Genomic DNA, 18,248 nt, shown 5'->3' on the forward strand with positions numbered 1-18,248 from the left:
GACGGGAAGGCTGCGAGCGGTCAGAGGAGGACGACCTGGTCGCCCTGCACCGCGACCTTCTCCGTCCGGAGCCCGGTGCGGGCCGGTCCCCGCACCACGGAGCCGTCCGTGATGGCGTAGCGGCTGCCGTGGCAGGGGCAGTTGATGGTGCCGTTCTTGACGGCGTTCAGTTCGCAGCTGTCGTGCGTGCAGACGATGCCGAAGCCCCGGAATTCGCCGGGGGAGGGCTGCGTGACGACGACGCGCAGGTCCGGGTAGACGCGGCCGCCGCCGACGGGGATGTCGTCGGCGGGGGCGACGGGCCGGGGCTCGCGCGTCGGTGTGGGCGGCGGGGCGGCCCGGGACGAGGCGACAGACGCGGTGGGGTCCGTGGACGGCGTGGCAGCCGGGCCGCAGGCCGCCGCCGCACCGAGTCCCGCCACGGCCACGATCACCGTCCGCCGGGGGAGCAGCGGTGTGTCAGGGGAGCTCATCGCGCGACCGTCCCACTCCCCGGTCGAGCACGACAAGCCGCCTCCCGCCTCAGGCGTCCTCGGGCTCGGGTGCGCGGGTCACGAGCAGCGCCATCCCTCCGTGCGGCCGGAGCTCGACGTGGAAGCTCGACAGGTCGTCCACCGTCGCCACGTCGCTGTCGTCGAACATGTTCGTCACGGCGCTGCCCGGGACGAGGTGCTCCGAGCGGACCGTGCCGGCGATGGCCTCGTTCGCGAAGTTGAGCACCGTCAGCCCGAGCTGCTCGGGGGCGGCGAGCTGGTGGACCATCACGAGCATGCCCCGGTGCGAGACGTCCGGGATGTCGATCTGGCGGCTCACCGCCACGCGGTAGCGCGCGCGGACGGCGAGGATCGCCTGGAGCTGGCGCGCGAAGCTCGTCTCGTCGTCGAGCTGCTCGGGCAGCGACCCGTAGAGGCTGGTGCCGCGCGGCATGCCCGCCGAGGAGCGGGTCGCCCGCGGGTTGGCGCCCATGAGGTCGTGCGCGGGGCGGTTGATCCAGCGGGTGTCGCCGCTGGACAGCAGCTCGGACACCTCGGAGGGCGGCAGCGTGAGCATGCCGCAGAGGTCCCAGCCGGACAGCGCGAAGACGCCCGGCTGCAGCGCGTTGTACATCGCCAGCAGCAGGTGCGCGGAGCGGATGCGGGCGGTGTCGTCGTCGTCGATCGTGCTCAGGTCGGTGATGCCGAGCGAGGCAGCGATTACGGTCGCGGTGGTGCAGGCGATGCCGTTCGTGGTGAACACGAGGTTGTAGGGGGCGGCGTCGCCGGTGAGGTGGCGGCACATGTCGCGGCGCACGGTGTCGCCCAGGTCGTCGCCCCTGATCTGCTCGCCGTGGTACGGGAACAGGTCGTCGCAGTGGCCCTGCGACCAGTGCAGCAGCTCGTAGGTCAGCTCGTCGTGGTTCTGCATTGCGTGCACGAGCGAGGCGGGGTCGACGCCGATGTCCAGACACGTGCGCAGGCACAGCCGGAGGAACTCGGTGTCGCCGGTGGCCAGTGCGTGCTGATAGCCGGGCCGGGTGACGAAGTCGTACGACAGGTCCGCGCCGGCCTCGCCGGTCGCGCGGATGTCGTCGATCGTCAGGTTCAGCTCCTGGAAGGTGAAGCCACCGACCTTCCGCACCATGCTGGCGATGAGGTGGTTCGCCGCCTCGGACAGCGGGTGCCCCTCCGACCACGCCGGCATCCCGTCCGTGCTCCGCTCGGCCCCGAGGAAGCCGTTGGCGTCCAGGCGCAGCGCGCTGGAGCCCAGGTCGGCCAGCGAGTGCAGGACGTCGCCGATCACCAGCCGCATCCCGGCGAACGACGGGTCGAGCCAGTTGATCGACGGCTGGCCCTCCTTGAAGTAGTGCAGGTACACCCAGCGCCGCTCGACGCCGTCCGTGCCCACGACCGGCGCCGTCGCGCTCCAGTTCGTCTCCTTGACGCCCTCGGCGTAGAAGATCACCCGCTGCAGCCGCCCGATGATGTAGCCGGCCTTCTGCAGCGACTCCTCGCTCGCGGCGTCCAGGTTCACCGAGTCCTGCCCGGACGGGACGTCCGGCAGGAGGTTCCAGTCCTCCGGCTCGATCTCGACCATGTGGTAGATGCCGGGGTAGTCGGCGTACTTCATCTCGGCGAGACGGAAGTCGGCGCCCTTGCCGGTGTGGCCGGGCACGACGTCGTCGATGATCGCGCCGCCGTACCAGGTGGCCATGCCGCACATGGCGCGGAACTCGGCCTCGTTGCCGAAGGCCGGGTCGATCTCGGTGCTGATGCGGTCGAAGTGCCCGTCGACGCTGGGGGTCGGCCGCCACCCGACGAGCCCGCCGGCGCGCTTGACCGGCCCCGTGTGCAGGGCGTTGATGCCGATGGTCGCGAACGCCTTCCACAGCTCCTCGTCGCCCAGCGAGGCGAGGAACGACTCGCCGGGGCGGGTGATCAGCGAGATCGGGTAGGCGGTGAACCAGACCGACGCCGACTCGACCGCGTGCCGCGGGTCCGGGTTGGCGAACGGGTTCTGCCACATGCTGCCCTGGCCGGAGAACTGCCGGCTGATGGTGTTCGCGTCGGCGAGCATCGACTGGCTCAGCAGCCACGACACGTACGCCGGGTTCGTGCCGTTCGGCTGCCCGTCCGTCTTGACGGTGTGGCGCTCGAACGACTGCTTCACCCGGGTGCGGTACCGCAGGCTCTTCGGCCGTGCCGGGTGGAAGTACTCCGCATACGTGACTTCGCTGGGCTCGTGGGCGTGCTCGTCAGACATCGACTCTCCGTCACGGATCGGCCCTCGGCGAGGTGCCACGCGACGACGCCGCGCCGATGCGGCGCCGCACTGTGGTTGATCGAAGAATTATCGGTGGGCCGGGCGCGCGCAACAAGCCGACCCCCTGGTTCCGGGGAGTGGCGTAGCGAACAGGGGCTACCCGTGCAGGGGTCGCAGACCGAGGTGCTCGCGCAGCGTCGTGCCGGTGTACTCGGTGCGGAAGCTGCCCCGCTCCTGCAGCAGCGGGACGACGGTGTCGGCGAAGTCGTCGAGGCCGCCCGGCGTGATGTGGGGGACGAGGACGAACCCGTCGCACGCGTCGGTCTGCACGAACTCGTCCATGATGGCCGCGACGGTGGCCGGGGTGCCGATGAAGTTCTGGCGGCTGGTGGTCTCGATGACGACCTGGCGCAGCGACAGCTTCTTGGCCTCCGCCAGCGCGCGCCACTCGTTCGCGATGGCGACGGGGTCGCGATACATCCGCACGCTGGCCCGGCCCTTGGCGATGGTGTTCTCGCCGGTCACCGGGTCTTCGGTGGGCAGTGGGCCGTCGGGGTCGCGGTCGGAGAGGTCGCGGTTCCACAGCTGCTCGGCGAACTTGATCGCGGTCTGGCCGCTGACCTGCTGGCTCCGGATCAGGTGGGCCTTCTCGTGGGCGTCGGCCTCGGTGTCGCCGAGCACGAACGTCGTCGCCGGCATGATCTTCAGCTCGTCGTGGCTGCGGCCGTACTGGGCGAGCCGGCCCTTGACGTCGGCGTAGAAGGCGCGGCCGGCCTCCAGGGTGCCGTGCCGGGTGAAGATCGCGTCCGCGTCGGCGGCGGCGAACTCGCGGCCCTCCTCGGAGTCGCCGGCCTGCAGGATCACCGGCCGGCCCTGCGGGCTGCGCGGTACGGAGAACCGCCCCTCGATGTCGAACTGCTCGGAGTGGACGCCGAACCGGCCCGCGTCGGGGTTGGCGAGGAACGTCCCCAACTCCTTGTCCGCGACGACCTCGTCGCCCCGCCACGAGTCGAACAGCTCGCGGGTGGCGGCGAGGAACTCCCGCGCGCGGTCGTAGCGCTTGTCCTGCGGGAGGAAGCCGCCGCGGCGGAAGTTCTCTCCAGTGAACGCGTCCCACGACGTCACGACGTTCCAGCCGGCGCGGCCCGCCGACAGGTGGTCCAGCGACGCGAACTGGCGGGCGACCTCGTAGGGCTCGTTGAAGGTCGAGTTGATCGTGCCCGTGAGGCCCAGGCGGTCGGTGACGGCCGCGAGTGCGGCGAGGATCGTGAAGGTGTCGGGGCGGCCGACCACGTCCAGGTCGTAGATGAGCCCGTTCTGCTCGCGCAGACGCAGCCCTTCGGCGAGGAACAGGAAGTCGAACTTCGCCCGCTCGGCGGTCCGCGCGAAGTGGGCGAACGAGGAGAACTCGATGTGGCTGCCGGCCGCCGGATCGCTCCAGACGGTGGTGTTGTTGACGCCGGGGAAGTGGGCGGCCAGGTGGATCTGCTTGCGCGGCACGGAATCTCCTCGTCAGGCGGCGTAGCGGTTCGCGGGACGGGACAGACCGAGCAGCCCCCGCAGGGTGTCGGCCTCGTAGCCGGTACGGAAGGCGCCGCGTCGTTGCAGCTCGGGCACCAGCCCGCGGGTGATCTGTTCCAGGTCGTGCGGGAGCACCCCGGGCCGCAGCCGCAGCCCGCTCAGGCCGGCCGCGCGCCATTCGAGGGCCAGGTCGGCGAGCTCGGCCGGCGTCCCGACGAACACGCGGGCGTCGCTGCGGTACTCGTGCCCGAGCAGCGCGTCGAGCCGTTCCTTGCGCTCGGCCGCCGCGGCGGCGGAGGCGTCGAGGAACACGACGACGTCGCCGAACACGTGGACGGTCTCGCCGCCCCGGCCTGCGGCCTCCTGCTCGGCGCGGATCGTGCCGAGGATGTCCCCGGCGTCGGCCGCGTCGCGCGGGGTGACGAAGCCGAGGTCGGCCGAGCGCCCGACGAGGCGGAACGCGACGTCGCGGTGGGCGAGCGCGGCGACGACCGGCTGCCCCTGCGGCGGCCGCGGGGTGATCGAGGGGCCGCGGACGGAGAACTGCGCGCCGTGGAAGTCGATGTAGTGCAGCTTCTCCCGGTCGACGAACCGCCCGGTGGCGGCGTCGCGGATCTCCGCGTCGTCCTCCCAGCTGTCCCACAGGCGGCGCAGCACCTCGACGTAGTCGGCGGCCTCGTCGAACAGCTCGGCCAGCGCGGCGGGGGCCTCGCCGTCGCCCGGGTCGTCGAGCAGGCCGGCGGCGACGGTGCGCCGCCCGAAGAGCGCCGCCTCGTCGGGGCGGTGGGAGACCCGCACGCGCACCCCGGCGCGGCCGGTGCTCACGTAGTCCAGGGTGGCGATCGCCTTGGACGCGTGGAACGGCTCGGTGTGGGTGACGACCTGGGTCGGCACGATCCCGACGTGCCGGGTGAGCGGAGCGACGCGGGCCGCCACGAGCACGGCGTCGAGCCGGCCGGTGACCTGGCGAGGATCGTCCGACTGCAGCGCGAGCGTGTCTTCGATGGTCACCAGGTCCAGCAGGCAGCGCTCGGCCTCGGCGACGAGGTCGGTCCAGTAGCCGGCGGCGAACAGGTCGCGGGGCCGGGCCTCCGGCTCGCGCCACGACGTCGGATGCCAGCCGGTGCCGTCGAGGGCCACGGCGAGGTGGAAGTCAGCGGTCGCCATGACCGGCCCAACCCGCCGGGCCCCCGGCTGATTCCGTCGCTGCTCAGATCACCTCGTTGAGCTTGCCCGTCGCGACGTCGAAGACGAACCGAGGATGCCGTAGAGGTTGAGCCGGGCGTCCATGCACGCGGCGTCGCGACGGCTGGGCCAGAACTCCTCCAGCACCGTCGGGATCACGGAGCCATCCGACGCGCATCCGTGTCCGGCGGCAACCGCCCGCATGGGAAGCCCGGCGGCGTCTTCGCAGAGCGCTCGTCGTCGTCGCAGAAGCCATCGCCACTGTGACGATGCCGCAGGTTCTGCGAACAGGCCGCAGGGCCGCTCAGATCGCCGTCTGTGTGCGCTGCAGCAGTAGTTCGGCGATCACGAGGTTGGGCACCCACCGCGCACCCGGGCCGACAGCTGGACCGGCGACAGCAGCAACGCGAGTCCGCCACCGCCGGCGTGCAGAAGCAGGGCGGTCTGCGTCCACGCCGGTCGGACGACGAAGTGGCCGGCGATCTCCTCGCCGGTTGCGGCGAGGTCGGGCAGGGAGTTCAGGAAGTAGCGCAACGGCGCGAACACCGCGATCGCCAGCGCAGACAGGGCCAGTCAGGCGAATCCGATCTCCGGACCGGCGACGGCCGGCCGGACAGAGTGTTCGTCATGGCTTCCTCCTCGCGGACGACGCCATGCTCCGCCGCGACGACGGGCGTCACCACGGGGTCAACCCTGGTCGCCACCCGGAGTCGAAGTCCGGGACAGGTGCGACGGGCGGATCAGGCCGCGGAGGTCCGCGCCGGGAAAGTGGTGGGCCGCCGGCGCGATACGGATATTCGCGCGTCGGCCGACCCCGTGGGTCGGCCCTCGACGGCCAGCAGCACCACCGCACACAGCGCCACCCACGCCGCGCCGAGCAGCCAGCCGGTGACGACGTCGGTCGCCCAGTGCACGCCGAGGTAGATGCGGCCCACGCCGGCCGCGGCGATCGTGACCGTCGCGAGCGCGACGATCGCGGCGCGGCGCCACCGGCTCACCGTGCGCACCACGAGCACGAGCGCGAGGACGCCGACGACCACCGTCGCGTCGATCGCGTGCCCCGACGGCAATGAGAACCCGGGCTCGGGGATGAGCTGCTCGGCGGCGGGCGGGCGGGGGCGGCCGTAGCCGAGCTTGAGCGCGTTGGTCAGCAAGGTGCCGACGAGTGGTGTGGTCACCACGAGCGCACCGTCCAGCCGTTGTCCGCGCACCACCAGGAGCAGGGCGACAGCTGCGGTCAGCACGCAGAGTGCGACGGTGCCGCCGCCGACGCGCAGTGCCGAGGAGATCGCCGTGCCGGCCGCGTCGCGGTGCTCGACGGCGAAGGTCCACACGGCGGCGTCGAGAGCGGTGGCGCCGTTCCCGGCGTCGTCGACGTGGTCGGCCAGCGCCGCCCCGGATCCGAACAGCAGCACAGTGGCTCCGCCTGCGACGAGCACGTCGGTGCGCACGAGAAGCCGGGGGACGGGCAGCCTCCGCGCGACGACGGTCGCCACGACGAGCACGAGCCACAGCGTCGCGACGACCGCGGCGAAAATCTCCAGCCGGTCGGCGAACATCAGCGGCTCCCGGCGGGGATCGGTCGCGTCGTCATCGGGCTGCTCCTGCTCGTCCGCTGCGGTACACCGCGACCCTGCCCACTGGACGCTGTGGGGACGCTGAGCGGAGGCCCGTCAGGCCTTGCGCGCCCGGTAGGCGGCCACCGCCACCCGGTTCCCGCAGGCCGCGCTGCAGTAGCGACGGGAGCGGTTGCGCGAGAGGTCGAGTACGAGGCCGTCGCACGTGTCGTCGCCGCACACCGCGAGCCGGCTCAGCTCGTCGGCACGGATCACGTCGACCATCGCCATCGCGGTCTCCACCGCGATCCGGTCCGCCAGCGGCGCAGCCGGATCAGTCGCGTGCAGGTGGTAGTCCCAGCCGTCGTGGCGGACCAGCTGGGGGACGGCGCGGCGCTCGGCGAGGATCCGGTTGGTCTGTGCCGCCGCATCGTCGCGGTCCGCGGTGAGCAGGGCGCGCAAGGGAGCCCGCATCGCGCGGACGGCCGCCAGCTCGGCGTCGTCGTGGGTGCGGCCGCCGGAGTAGCCGTGGGCGACGAAGAAGGCGTCGAGCTGGGCCGCTGTGGTCATCGTGTCCGGCGGTTCGGCCGAGTTGACCAGCGCGACCGCGGCCAGCAGTGACGCTTCGGTGTCATGAGCGAAAACCACTTTGACAGCTTACCGGTCGCTGTCTAGTGTCACGAGCCATGGCCATGATGACTCATGACAGGGCGCGCGTCGCCGGCTCCGGCTCCGGATGGGTCTTCGCGGCCGTGTCGGCGGCGTCGTTCGGGCTGTCGGGTGTGCTGGGTCGAGGTCTGATGGACGCGGGCTGGTCGGCGGCCGCAGCCGTCGCGGTCCGGGTCCTCCTCGGCGCGGTGGTGCTGGCGCCGGTCGCGGTCGCGCAGCTGCGCGGCCGCTGGTACCTGGTCCGCCGCAACCTGCCGCTGATGGCGGTGTACGGCGCGATCCCGGTCGCCGGCTGCCAGCTCGCCTACTTCACCGCGGTCGAGCACGTGCCGGTCGGTGTCGCGCTCCTGATCGAGTACACGGCGCCGGTGGCCGTGGTCGGCTGGCTGTGGCTGCGCCAGGGGCAGCGGCCCACCCGGCTGACGGTCGCGGGCACGGTGCTCGGAGCGGCGGGCCTCCTGCTGGTCATCGACCTGACCGGCGGCACGACGAGCATGGTCGGCGTCCTCTGGGCGCTCGTCGCGATGGTGGGGGCCGCGTTCTACTTCGTCCTGTCGTCGCAGGAAGTCGAGGGTCTGCCCGGAACCGTGCTCGCCACGGGTGGGCTCTTCGTCGGGGGCCTGTTGCTGCTGCTCGCCGGTGTCTCGGGGCTGGTCCCGCTGGCCGCGACGGCGGCGCCCGTCGCCTTCAACGGCTTCACCGTCGCCTGGTGGATTCCGATCCTCCTGCTCGGCGTGGTGACCGGGGCCGTGGCCTACGGCTGCGGGATCGCCGGCTCGCGTCGCCTGGGCGCCCGCCTCGCTTCCTTCGTCGCGCTGTCGGAGGTGCTCGCCGCGCTGATCTTCGCGGGGCTGCTGCTGGGCCAGGTCCCGGCCCCGGTCCAGCTGCTCGGCGGGCTGCTGATCCTGGCGGGTGTGGTGACGGTGCGGCGAGGCGAGCCGGTCGCGTGAGATGACCACCAGCGCGGTTCTGCTCGACGTGGGCAGCGCTCCTGTTCATCTCACTCCCAGCGCGCGGTCGATGGTTGCGGCGATCTCGTCGGGCTCTCCGTCCACCTCGTACTTCGTGAACCGGTACATCCGCCAGCCGTCGTCGACCAGCCACGTGTAGCGACCGGCATCGCGGAGCACACGCTCGGGACGGGAGTGGTCGCCGCCCTCGTACTCGATGCCGATGCGGTGCTCGGGGTAGGCCAGGTCGAGCCAGACGGCCCGCCGGCGCCTGTTGTCCAGGACGGGGTACTGCGCCTGAGGGCGTGGAAGGCCGCGGAGTACGAGGATCAACCTCAGCCGGGTCTCCATCGGGGATCCGGAACGGGCGTCGGCGAGGTCGACCGCTGCGGGCAGTGCCCGGCGCCCCCGTGCGCGGGGATACCGCTCCGCGAGACACAGCACGCGGTCCGGTGGGAAGCGGCCGACGCGGGCGAGTGCGTCGAGAGCGACGACGGCTTCGACCTGATCGTCGGGAGCAAGGCGGCGCACCAGGTCATACGCGGTGCGCGGGGCTGTCGTGACGTCCACTCCGCGGCATCGGCGGACCTCGTCGGGAGCCAGGACGTCGCGGTGCACGAGCAGGCCCGGGTGAGCGCGCTGCCCGCCGTCCGGAACGGTCACCTCGGTGGGCACATCGGCCGGTGCGCACGAGGCGTCGAGCAGTTCGGCCGCGGAGTATCCGGAAACGACGCCTCGGCCGGCGACGTACATGCCGGCAGCGCGCGACCGCACCGACAGGTCCGGTGGCTCGTCGCCCCGGCGGACGTAGGTGTCGGGGAACAGGCGCAGGTACCGCGGCCCGCGGAGCACCGCCGGCGTCACCAGACCCGCGGCGATCGCCGCGGTGCCGCGGAACGCGTTCGGCCAGCCGGGAACCGAGGGCAGTGGTGCCGTGGACACGATCCGGAGGATGCCGCGGGCCCGTGCTCTCCCGAGGCGTTTCCGGAGATCCTGTCCGTGAGGTGAACAGGAGCGCTGCGCCTTCATGATCGGACAGCGCTGACGTTCATCTCGGTCGGTGGACCAGGTCGACGTGGTATCAACGGCTCCCCACCGCTCTCCTGTTCGATGTATGCCTGCCCCGCACCCCGGGGCGCCGACGAGGGGAGGCGCGCATGCCGCGCAGTTGCGGGTCCGTCCAGAACTACTTCCGCCAGGTCGACTTCTACCCGGACCTCCGACGCAACCAGGCCGTGCTGGAGGGCATGACGATCGCCTCGGCACGTCAGGGCCGGCAGGGCCGCCAGGGGCCCGCGGAGATCCCCGTCGTCGTGCACGTCCTCTACCGCGCGGAGACCGACAACCTCTCCGACGAGCAGGTCGCCTCCCAGATCGAGGTGCTGAACGAAGACTTTGCGGGCACCAACGACGACATCAAGAACGTCCCCCCGATCTTCGTCGACCGCGTCGGCAACCCCGGCCTGCGTTTCGCGCTCGCCACCACGGACCCCTCCGGCGCACCGGCCACCGGGATCACGCGGCGGAAGATCACCACGCCGTCGTTCGGGGTCGACGACCGGATGAAGGCCGAGTCGACGGGTGGCACCGACCCGTGGGACACCGCGCGCTACCTCAACATCTGGGTGTGCCGCCTCAGCGGCGGCGTGCTCGGCTACGCCCAGTTTCCGGGCGGGCCGCCGGAGACCGACGGCGTGGTGATCCTCAGTTCGGCGTTCGGCCGTGGCGGCACCGCCGCCGCGCCGTTCGACCTCGGCCGCACCACGACCCACGAGGTGGGGCACTACCTCAACCTGTCGCACATCTGGGGTGAGGCGCGGGTGCCGACGTGCACGGACACCGACTCGGTCGACGACACGCCCAACCAGTGGGGCCCGAACTTCGGCAAGCCCACGTTCCCGTCGGCGTCGTGCGACAACACGCCGGACGGCGACCTGTTCATGAACTACATGGACTACGTCGACGACGACACCATGGTCATGTTCACCGACGGGCAGGTGGCCCGCATGCACGCGGCCCTGGAGTTCTCCCGGCCCGACCTCGGGCTCGCGCCCGCCGACCCCGACGACGTCCCGGCGCCGCGGGCCCGGCGCAAGCGCACCGCTGCGCGCCCCCAGTAGGTGCGGTGAAAGAGCTCACGGACCGGACCTGGCTGCGCTCGCACGAGGAGGAGACGGGCGACGTCCGGGTGTACCGGCCCGAGGACCACCCGCTCCCGCCGGCGCGGGGGCGGGAAGGACTGACCTTCCACAGCGACGGACGCTTCGACTACCGCGCGCCCGGCCGCGCCGGCACCGAGACCGGGACGTGGCACGAGGCCGGCGACGACGTGCAGGCCGACATCGCCGGACAGGTGATCCACTTCGGCGTCGTCGAGGTGGACGACGACGTGCTGCGGCTCCGGTGGCCGCACCCGTGACCCCCGACGACGAACCCGGAGGCGACAGCGTGCTCCCGACCACCCCGTCCGACCCGCCGGTACCTTCCCGCCACGGCGGCTGCCGTGCGGGCCACCGGCCGTCCGTCGCGACCACGCTCGTGTCGCCGGCGCTCCGGGCCGAACGCGCCGCACCGGACCCCGCTGTTCTCAGGCTGCTCGACGGCCTGTCCCGCGACGCGTTCGTCGCCGACCTCGAGACGCTGGCCGCGCACCACACCCGCCGCAGCGACAGCTCCGGGTTCGACGAGGCGGCGACCTGGGCCGAGACGGTGCTGGCGGACGCGGGCTACTCGGTCACCACGCAGCCGGTGCCTCGCGGCGGCGGGCGGTGCCGCAACGTGATCGCCGACCGGCCGGGCGCCGCAGCCGAGCCCCACGAGGTCGTGCTCGTCACGGCGCACCTCGACTCGATCAACCTCGCCGGCCCTGCGGAGCCCGCCCCCGGCGCCGACGACAACGGCTCGGGCAGCGCCGGCCTCCTCGAGCTGGCCCGGGCGCTCGCCGACCACCCGGCCGCACTGGACCTGCGGCTGATCCTCTTCGGCGGCGAGGAGGAGGGCCTGTTCGGGAGCGAGACCTACGTCGCGGAGCTGCCGGCCGCCGACCGCGCCCGGATCCGCGCGGTGCTCAACATGGACATGATCGGCGGGCGCAACACCGCCGAGGCGGGCGTGCTGCTGGAGGGCGCGGAGGTCTCGCAGGACGTGATCGACGCTCTGGCCCGCGCGGCGGCGACGTACACCGATCTCATGGTGACGACGAGCCTGCACCCGTTCAACAGCGACCACGTCCCGTTCATCGACGCGGGCATCCCGGCGGTGCTGACCATCGAGGCCGACGACAGCGCGAACACCCGCCCGCACACGGCCGCCGACACGGTTGCGGGGGTCGACCCGGACCTCGCGATCGCGATCCTGCGGATGAACGTCGCCTACCTCGTGGAGGCACTGGGCTCGGCGTGACCGGCGTTCGCCGACGGCGGACAACGGCAGGAACACCGCCCGCGCTGATCGGGTTGCGCGGGTCATGACGACGATCGGCTTCATCGGAAGCGGCCACATCGGCAGCACCCTCGCCCGCCTCGCGATCGACGCGGGGTACGACGTCGTGCTCAGCAACTCACGCGGTCCGGACACCCTGGCCGACCTCGTCGGCCGGCTCGGCCCGAAGGCCCGGGCGGCGACGGCGGAGGACGCGGCGGCCGCGGCGGACATCGCCGTGGTCACGGTGCCGCTGAAGGCCTACAAGGCGGTCCCGGTGGAACCGCTCGCGGGCAAGGTCGTGATCGACACCAACAACTACTACCCCCAGCGCGACGGCGATTTCTCGGAGCTGGAGGCCGAGACCACCACGGTGAGCGAGCTGCTGCAGCGGCACCTGCCCACGTCGCACGTGGTCAAGGCGTTCAACTACATCTACTACGAGGAGCTCGCCACGCAGGGGCAGCCGGCGGGCACGCCCGGTCGGCGGGCCTTCGCCATCGCCGGCGACGACGTCGACGCGAAGAAGGCGGTCGGCGCGCTGATCGACGAGTTCGGCTACGACGTCGTGGACGCGGGCCCGCTCGCCGAGGGCTGGCGCTTCCAACGCGACACCCCGGCGTACGGGCCGCGCTTCGACGCCGACGAGCTGCGGGCGAAGCTGGCCGAGGCCAGGCGCTACGCCGACATGTGAGCCGAGAGGTGACCGGTGGGGCGCCGTCGCATGACGGGCGCCCCGTCCGTCTCACAGGGGCTGCTCGTCGATCTCGTCGACCCGGTCCGGGTAGAACGCGAGGTGGTCCTTGATGAGGGACACGGCCTCGTACGGTGCCTCGTAGGTCCAGACGGAGTTGGCGCCGCGGTCGCCGACTCCCGGAATGCTGTAGTACGCGGCGTCGCCCTTGTACGGGCAGTAGGTGGTGTGGTCGGTCCGCTCGAGCGCGGCGAGGTCGACGTCGTCGCGGGGGATGTACAACACGGCAGGATAGCTCGCCTCGCGCAGCGCGAGCGCGTCTCTTGTGTCGGCGACGACCGCGTCGCCTGCGGTGACGACCACCCGCGCGGGGTGCGGGGCGATCGTGATCGGGTGGTCGGGTCCGGGCAGTTTCACCGGCTTGGTCATGACGAGCCTTCCGACGACGGTGGTCCGATGTCCGGGCCAACCTGGCGGTGCCACCCCGCATTCCTGGTGGTGGTCAGCTCGGGCGGCCGCCCACCGCCGCGGCGACGAGCTGGAGGAGCGTGCTCGGGTCCGCGGTGTAGCCGAAGGCGCCACGGCTCTTCGCGTCGGCGACGTCGGACGCGCTCGCCGACGCGGCGTAGACGACGTAGGGGACCTCGTTGCCCGTCTTCCGGATCGCCGCGAGCAGGTCCAGCCCCGCGCGCCGCCCCTCCGGCCGGCTCATGTCGGAGATCACGACGTCGAACGTCCGGGTGCCGAGCAGGCTCAGCGCCTGGTCCGACGACGTGCAGACGGTGATGCCGAGGCCGAGTGCGGCCAGTGCCTCCCGCTCGTGCCGGTTGTTGTCCGGCTTGTCGTCCACCCAGAGCGCGACCCGACCGAGCAGCCCGCTCGCCGGCAGGGCGGTGGTGGCGGCCCGGGTGCTGCGGATCGCGCGCTCGATGTCGTCGGGCTGCGTCGGGCCCGGGCCGGACTTGTCGACGGTCGCGGCGACGACCGCGGCCTCCGCCCGGGCGGTGAGCGTCACCTCGGCCCCGCCGGCCTTCACCGTCGCGTTCTGGAGGTTCTCGACGAACTGCACCAGTGGTCGACGGAAGATGAGCACCACCGCGAGGACCGTCGCCGGCCAGACGAGCGTCCCGAGCAGGCCGGACACGGCGGTGAGGCCGGCGGTCCACCCGCCGTCCTGCGCCGCAGCCGCGACGCTCACCGATCCGCTCCGACCCGTGCCAGCGCCGAGTCCAGCCCCGCGTCCGTCGCCAGCTTCACGGCGAGCTCGCGGGAGTGGGGGAGGAGTGCAGCGATGTCCACGCCCACCACTCCTCCGTCCACGACCACCGGGTCGCCGTCCACCCACACCTGCGCCACGTCGCGTACCGAGGCGCAGTAGACCAGCTTCTGGTACGGGTCGTGGATGTTCGCGAGCGACGGGCTGTGCTCGGGGAACAGCACGAGGTCCGCGGCCTTGCCCGGTTCCAGGCTGCCGATCTCGTCCGCCATGCCCAGCGCCCGCGCCCCGCCGATCGTCGCCATGTGCAGCACGTCGTGGGCGGTCAGCGCGCGGGCCTGCAGGTGGTGCACCCGCTGCAGCAGCGCGGCCGTCTTCATCGTCTCCAGCATGTTCTGGCTGTCGTTGCTCGCCGCCCCGTCCACGCCGAGCCCGACCGTCACGCCCTCGCGCAGCAGCCGCGGCACCGGACACACCCCGGACGCGAGGATCATGTTCGACACCGGGTTGTGCGCGACGGCGACGTCGTGGGCCTGCAGCAGCGCGACGTCGTCGTCGTCGAGCCAGACGCAGTGCGCCGCGAGCACCTGTGCGTCGAGGAGCCCGACCCTGGCGGCGAGGCCGATCGACGTCGTCCCGTGCGTGATCCGCGACTGCGTGACCTCCTCGCGCACCTCGTTGAGGTGCACGTGGAAGCGCCCGTGTGCGGCGACCAGCGCCGCCGTCGCGCGGATGAGCTCGTCCGACGACGTCGGCACCGTCGCCAGACCGACCCTGAACCGGCTGCGCCGCGACCGCGCGGCGGCCGCGGCCAGGGCCTCGTGCTCGGCGACCACCTGCTCCAGCGGCCGCGGGTTCGGGTCGTCCGCCGCGCCGTACGACACGTCGCCGCGCAGCCCCAGCCGCTCCAGGCCCTCGACCACGCCGGGCGTCACCGGTTCGGGGCCGGGAGCGATGCACATCATGTCGGCGACGGTCGTGACCCCCGACAACGCCATCTCCGCGCCCCGCAGCAGCGTGCCGATCAGCGCCATCTCCCGCGTCACGCACGGCTCGAGCGGGCCCGTGACGTGTTGGAACCACTCCCACAGCGTGTGGGTCTCGCCCATGCCCGACACCAGCGCCTCGCTGAAGTGGCCGTGGCAGCTGACGAGGCCGGGCGTGAGGATCCCGGTGCCGTCGCCGACGACCGGGGCCGCCGGATGTGCGGCCCGCAGCGCGGCGAACGGCCCGACCGCCGCGATCCGCGTGCCGGCGACGGCCACCGCGCCGTCGCGCACCTCGCCGTCCGGCCCGCACGTGAGCACGTGGCGGGCACGGACGAGCCGGACGTCGGTCACCTCGGGATCCACGGCGGGATTCACGAGACGGGGAGCCCGATCGACGGGTCGACGAACTCGTTCGTGACCAGCTGCTCGGGCGTCAGCCCGTCTTTGATCGGCTTGTTCTGGCTCGCGAACACCGGGCCGAGGATCTCGATCATGCGATTGATCCGGGCGGTCTCGAAGTTGCCCAGCGTCGCGTCCGGACCGTTGCCGACGATCTTGCGTTGGCGCATGGCGTCCACCGCGAAGTCGGCCAGCCCGGGGGAGTAGGTCCAGACGGAGCCGGCGTCGGCCTGCACCGCCGACACGATCACGCCGTTGGTGCGCGCGGGGTCGGTCATGTACGCCACCTGGGCTCGCTGCACGATCGGCACGAGCTTCGCCAGGCACGGAGCCAGGGCGTCCTTGTCGGCCGCCCGGACCGACAGCGCCTGCCCGTACATCGGGTAGCCGGTGTCCGCAATCAGTTGCAGGTCGACGTCGTAGCTGCGTCCCTCACCCAGTTCGTTCTTGTAGATGTAGGGCTCGGACGTGGCGAAGCCCGCCTCGCCAACATCCCCGCCGGAGGTGACCCACCGCGACGGGCTGCCGTCGTAGCTGCCGTCGACCTGCTCGGTGCGCAGCAGGCCGGCGGCGAGCAGGTACTGCATGTAGGTGTCGGTCTGGTAGTAGAGCACCGGGACGTCGGTCCGGCCGAGGTCGGCGATCGTGCGGACGTCCGGGTGCTTCGCCTTGTCCCACATGATCATCTGCGGGCTGGTCTCCAGCGGAGCGGCGACGGCGACGGTCGGCAGGTCGCGGGAGTTCTGGATCGCCTCATCCGTCGACACCAGGCCCAGCGTGATCGCCTTGTCCGCGTAGAGCTGGGCACTGACCTGCTGGAACCCGATCGCCGGACCGCCGTAGCGGATCTCGAGCCCCACCCCCGTGGGCGCGCCGTCGTCGACGAGCGGCGCCGTCACCTTCTTGGTGTCGGTGTCGAAGGCGGGGTTGTCGCCCAGCATCTGGAAGTACGCCCCGTACTCGGCCTCGGGGAACCAGTCGGTCTGCACCACGACCGGGTTCGGGCACACCCCGGCCAGCGGACCCGCGCCGGCGGTCGGCGCGGCGGCGGTGGACGTCCCACCGCTGCCGCAGGCGGTCGCGGCGAGCACGGCCAGACCGGCGGTGAGCGCACGCCACCTCGGGACGTTCGACATGTGCAGGGGCCTTCCTGTGAGCTGTGGCGGGTCGGCAGGGTGGGTCAGCGGGGTCGGCCGTGAACAGTGGTGCTGCCGTGCCAACCGCCGGTGGTGACCCGGATCAGCAGACCCAGCAGCGAGAACGCCGCGACGCCGAGCAGGCAGGCGAGCAGGGCTGCTCCGAGCAGTTGCTCGGTCTGCAGGCGGGCGCGGTAGAGGTCGATGAGCACGCCGATGCCGGGGGTGCCCTGCTTGAAGAACAGGTCGCCCACCACCGCGCCGACGACCGCGAGCGTGGCCGCGACCTGCAGGCCTGTCAGCAGCGCCGGCAGGGCGCTGGGGAACTGGAGCTTGACCAGCCGGGTCGCCCGGCCCGCCCGGTGCAGCGACAGCAGGTCGTGCTGGCCGCGGTCGGTCGACTGCAACCCGAACAGCGTGCTGCTGATCACCGGGAACAACGCGATGAGCACGGTGACGATCACCCGGCTCGTCAGCCCGAAGTCGAACCAGAAGCCGATCACCGGGACCAGGGCGAGGATCGGGACGCACTGCAACAGGACCGCGTAGGGGTAGAGCGAGCGCTCGACCCAGCGTGCCTGGCTCATCGCGGTGCCGATGGCCACCCCGAGCACCGTCGCGATCAGGAAACCGACCAACGCGACCGTCGCCGACAGCGCCAGCCCGCGCAGGAGCGGCGCCCGGTTGACCGGGTCGAGGAAGGCGACCTCGACGACCGCGTGCGGCGGCGGCAGGAGGAACTGCCGGTCGTCGTCGAGCAGCACGTCGCTCACCAGGTACCAGAGCCCGAGGAAGACGAGCAGGGCGACCGCGGGTGGCAGCCAACGGGTCCGGAGCACGCCGAAGCTCACGCCGGCACCACCCACTCGTCCCGACCGCCGTCGGCGTCGCGCAGCAGGTCCGAGACCCGGCCGGCCAGGCGCCCGAACTCTGGCGTGAAGCGCAGCCGCGGCTTGCGCGGGTAGGGGAAGGGCACCGACACCTCGCCGACGACGTGCCCGGGGCGCGGTGACATGACGACGACCCGGCTGGACAGGAAGACGGCCTCGGAGACGGAATGCGTCACGAACAGGGCCGTGAACGCACCGCCGGTGAACAGCGCGACCAGCTCGTCGTTCATCCGCTCCCGGGTCAGCTCGTCGAGCGCGCCGAACGGTTCGTCGAGCAGGAACAGCTCCGGCTCGAGCACCAGTGACCGCGCGAGCGACGCGCGCATCCGCATGCCTCCCGAGAGCGCCGCGGGCCGCGCCTGCTCGAAGCCGGTGAGACCGACGAGGTCGAGCACGCGCTCGACCCGGCGCCGCCGCTCCCCGCGCGGGATCCCCTCCAGCTCCGCGAGCAGCTCCACGTTGCGGGTGACCGTCCGCCACGGCAGCAGGGTGGGGTCCTGGAAGACGTAGCCGAGCCGGCACGACGCGACGTCCACCGTTCCCGCCGTCGTCGGCTCGAGTCCGGACACCAGCCGCAGCATGGTGCTCTTGCCGCATCCCGACGGGCCGACGACGCTCACGAACTCCCCGCGCCGCACCCGCAGATCCAGGTCGCGTACGGCGGCGGTACCGTCGGAAAAGGTCCGTTCCACGCCCGAAAGCTCGAGCATCACGTCGGGGGGCGCGGGCACGATCGCAACCCTAAACTGCCGCGTCCTCGCTCACGGCCGTCCGAAAGTCGCTCGATAGTGGAGTGATTCCTCGCGGGCTTGCGGCCGAATGCGGGTACCGGCTACGACGAGCGGGTGATTCGCGCGCGGGCTCCCTTGGCCTGTACGCCGTGG

Annotated in this window: 19 protein-coding genes; 5 read left to right on the forward strand and 14 right to left on the reverse strand. The window is 72.2% G+C overall.

Annotated elements, in window-relative coordinates; translation table 11 throughout:
* Positions 1–20: 20 nt before the first annotated feature.
* The 7 genes from RM445_RS12660 to RM445_RS12690 all read right to left on the reverse strand — a co-directional run bounded on the left by RM445_RS12660 (position 21) and on the right by RM445_RS12690 (position 7,649).
* Positions 21–473, reverse strand: a complete 453-nt coding sequence (locus tag RM445_RS12660; protein WP_311556409.1) for a Rieske (2Fe-2S) protein — start codon at positions 471–473, stop codon at positions 21–23.
* Positions 474–522: 49 nt separating this feature from the next.
* A complete protein-coding gene (gene treS / locus RM445_RS12665) occupies positions 523–2,739 on the reverse strand; it encodes a maltose alpha-D-glucosyltransferase (RefSeq protein WP_311556410.1) in 2,217 nt (738 codons plus the stop codon).
* 156 nt (positions 2,740–2,895) lie between these two features.
* Positions 2,896–4,239, reverse strand: a complete 1,344-nt coding sequence (locus RM445_RS12670; RefSeq protein ID WP_311556411.1) for an NtaA/DmoA family FMN-dependent monooxygenase — start codon at positions 4,237–4,239, stop codon at positions 2,896–2,898.
* Between the two features lie 12 nt (positions 4,240–4,251).
* Positions 4,252–5,427 carry an LLM class flavin-dependent oxidoreductase gene (locus RM445_RS12675; RefSeq protein WP_311556412.1) on the reverse strand — a complete coding sequence of 392 codons (1,176 nt, stop codon included), beginning with the start codon at positions 5,425–5,427 and terminating at the stop codon, positions 4,252–4,254.
* A gap of 363 nt (positions 5,428–5,790) precedes the next feature.
* Complete coding sequence (locus tag RM445_RS12680; RefSeq protein ID WP_311556413.1) at positions 5,791–5,991, reverse strand: hypothetical protein; 201 nt, start codon at positions 5,989–5,991, stop codon at positions 5,791–5,793.
* 194 nt (positions 5,992–6,185) lie between these two features.
* On the reverse strand, positions 6,186–7,004 hold the full coding sequence (locus RM445_RS12685) for a phosphatase PAP2 family protein (protein WP_311556414.1): 819 nt from the start codon (positions 7,002–7,004) through the stop codon (positions 6,186–6,188).
* A gap of 114 nt (positions 7,005–7,118) precedes the next feature.
* Complete coding sequence (locus RM445_RS12690; RefSeq protein ID WP_311556415.1) at positions 7,119–7,649, reverse strand: CGNR zinc finger domain-containing protein; 531 nt, start codon at positions 7,647–7,649, stop codon at positions 7,119–7,121.
* A gap of 44 nt (positions 7,650–7,693) precedes the next feature.
* Between RM445_RS12690 and RM445_RS12695 the strand changes: the two genes are divergently transcribed.
* Entirely contained in the window at positions 7,694–8,620 is a 927-nt protein-coding gene (locus RM445_RS12695; protein ID WP_311556416.1) for an EamA family transporter, read from the forward strand.
* Positions 8,621–8,665: 45 nt separating this feature from the next.
* Here the strand turns inward: RM445_RS12695 and RM445_RS12700 are convergent, their stop codons facing one another.
* A complete protein-coding gene (locus tag RM445_RS12700; protein WP_311556417.1) occupies positions 8,666–9,562 on the reverse strand; it encodes a DUF559 domain-containing protein in 897 nt (298 codons plus the stop codon).
* 215 nt (positions 9,563–9,777) lie between these two features.
* Here RM445_RS12700 and RM445_RS12705 point away from each other — a divergent pair, with 215 nt between their 5' ends.
* The 4 genes from RM445_RS12705 (at position 9,778) to RM445_RS12720 (ending at position 12,734) form a co-directional block, all read left to right on the forward strand.
* Entirely contained in the window at positions 9,778–10,740 is a 963-nt protein-coding gene (locus tag RM445_RS12705; RefSeq protein WP_311556418.1) for a zinc metalloprotease, read from the forward strand.
* 5 nt (positions 10,741–10,745) lie between these two features.
* The gene (locus RM445_RS12710; protein ID WP_311556419.1) at positions 10,746–11,039 is read left to right on the forward strand and encodes a hypothetical protein; all 294 of its coding nucleotides are present in this window, start codon (positions 10,746–10,748) and stop codon (positions 11,037–11,039) included.
* Positions 11,024–12,022 carry a M28 family metallopeptidase gene (locus RM445_RS12715; RefSeq protein ID WP_311556420.1) on the forward strand — a complete coding sequence of 333 codons (999 nt, stop codon included), beginning with the start codon at positions 11,024–11,026 and terminating at the stop codon, positions 12,020–12,022. Before RM445_RS12710 ends, RM445_RS12715 begins: the two co-directional genes overlap by 16 nt.
* A gap of 64 nt (positions 12,023–12,086) precedes the next feature.
* Positions 12,087–12,734: an NADPH-dependent F420 reductase gene (locus RM445_RS12720; RefSeq protein WP_311556421.1), complete on the forward strand. Its 648-nt coding sequence runs from the start codon at positions 12,087–12,089 to the stop codon at positions 12,732–12,734.
* A 51-nt stretch (positions 12,735–12,785) separates the two neighbouring features.
* On the opposite strand, the gene RM445_RS12725 is transcribed toward RM445_RS12720, so the two are convergent.
* The 6 genes from RM445_RS12725 to RM445_RS12750 all read right to left on the reverse strand — a co-directional run bounded on the left by RM445_RS12725 (position 12,786) and on the right by RM445_RS12750 (position 18,095).
* On the reverse strand, positions 12,786–13,163 hold the full coding sequence (locus RM445_RS12725) for a DUF427 domain-containing protein (protein ID WP_311556422.1): 378 nt from the start codon (positions 13,161–13,163) through the stop codon (positions 12,786–12,788).
* Positions 13,164–13,236: 73 nt separating this feature from the next.
* A complete protein-coding gene (locus RM445_RS12730; RefSeq protein ID WP_311556423.1) occupies positions 13,237–13,932 on the reverse strand; it encodes a response regulator in 696 nt (231 codons plus the stop codon).
* Entirely contained in the window at positions 13,929–15,290 is a 1,362-nt protein-coding gene (locus RM445_RS12735) for an amidohydrolase family protein (protein WP_311556424.1), read from the reverse strand. The genes RM445_RS12730 and RM445_RS12735 overlap by 4 nt, the downstream gene beginning before the upstream one ends.
* Positions 15,291–15,310: 20 nt before the next feature.
* On the reverse strand, positions 15,311–16,474 hold the full coding sequence (locus tag RM445_RS12740; protein WP_311556425.1) for an ABC transporter substrate-binding protein: 1,164 nt from the start codon (positions 16,472–16,474) through the stop codon (positions 15,311–15,313).
* A gap of 44 nt (positions 16,475–16,518) precedes the next feature.
* Positions 16,519–17,325, reverse strand: coding sequence for an ABC transporter permease (locus tag RM445_RS12745; RefSeq protein WP_311556426.1), 807 nt, complete (start codon positions 17,323–17,325; stop codon positions 16,519–16,521).
* Positions 17,322–18,095, reverse strand: coding sequence for an ABC transporter ATP-binding protein (locus tag RM445_RS12750; RefSeq protein WP_311556427.1), 774 nt, complete (start codon positions 18,093–18,095; stop codon positions 17,322–17,324). The genes RM445_RS12745 and RM445_RS12750 overlap by 4 nt, the downstream gene beginning before the upstream one ends.
* Positions 18,096–18,248 lie beyond the last annotated feature (153 nt).

Source organism: Pseudonocardia charpentierae, from assembly GCF_031845345.1.
GTDB lineage: Bacteria > Actinomycetota > Actinomycetes > Mycobacteriales > Pseudonocardiaceae > Pseudonocardia > Pseudonocardia charpentierae.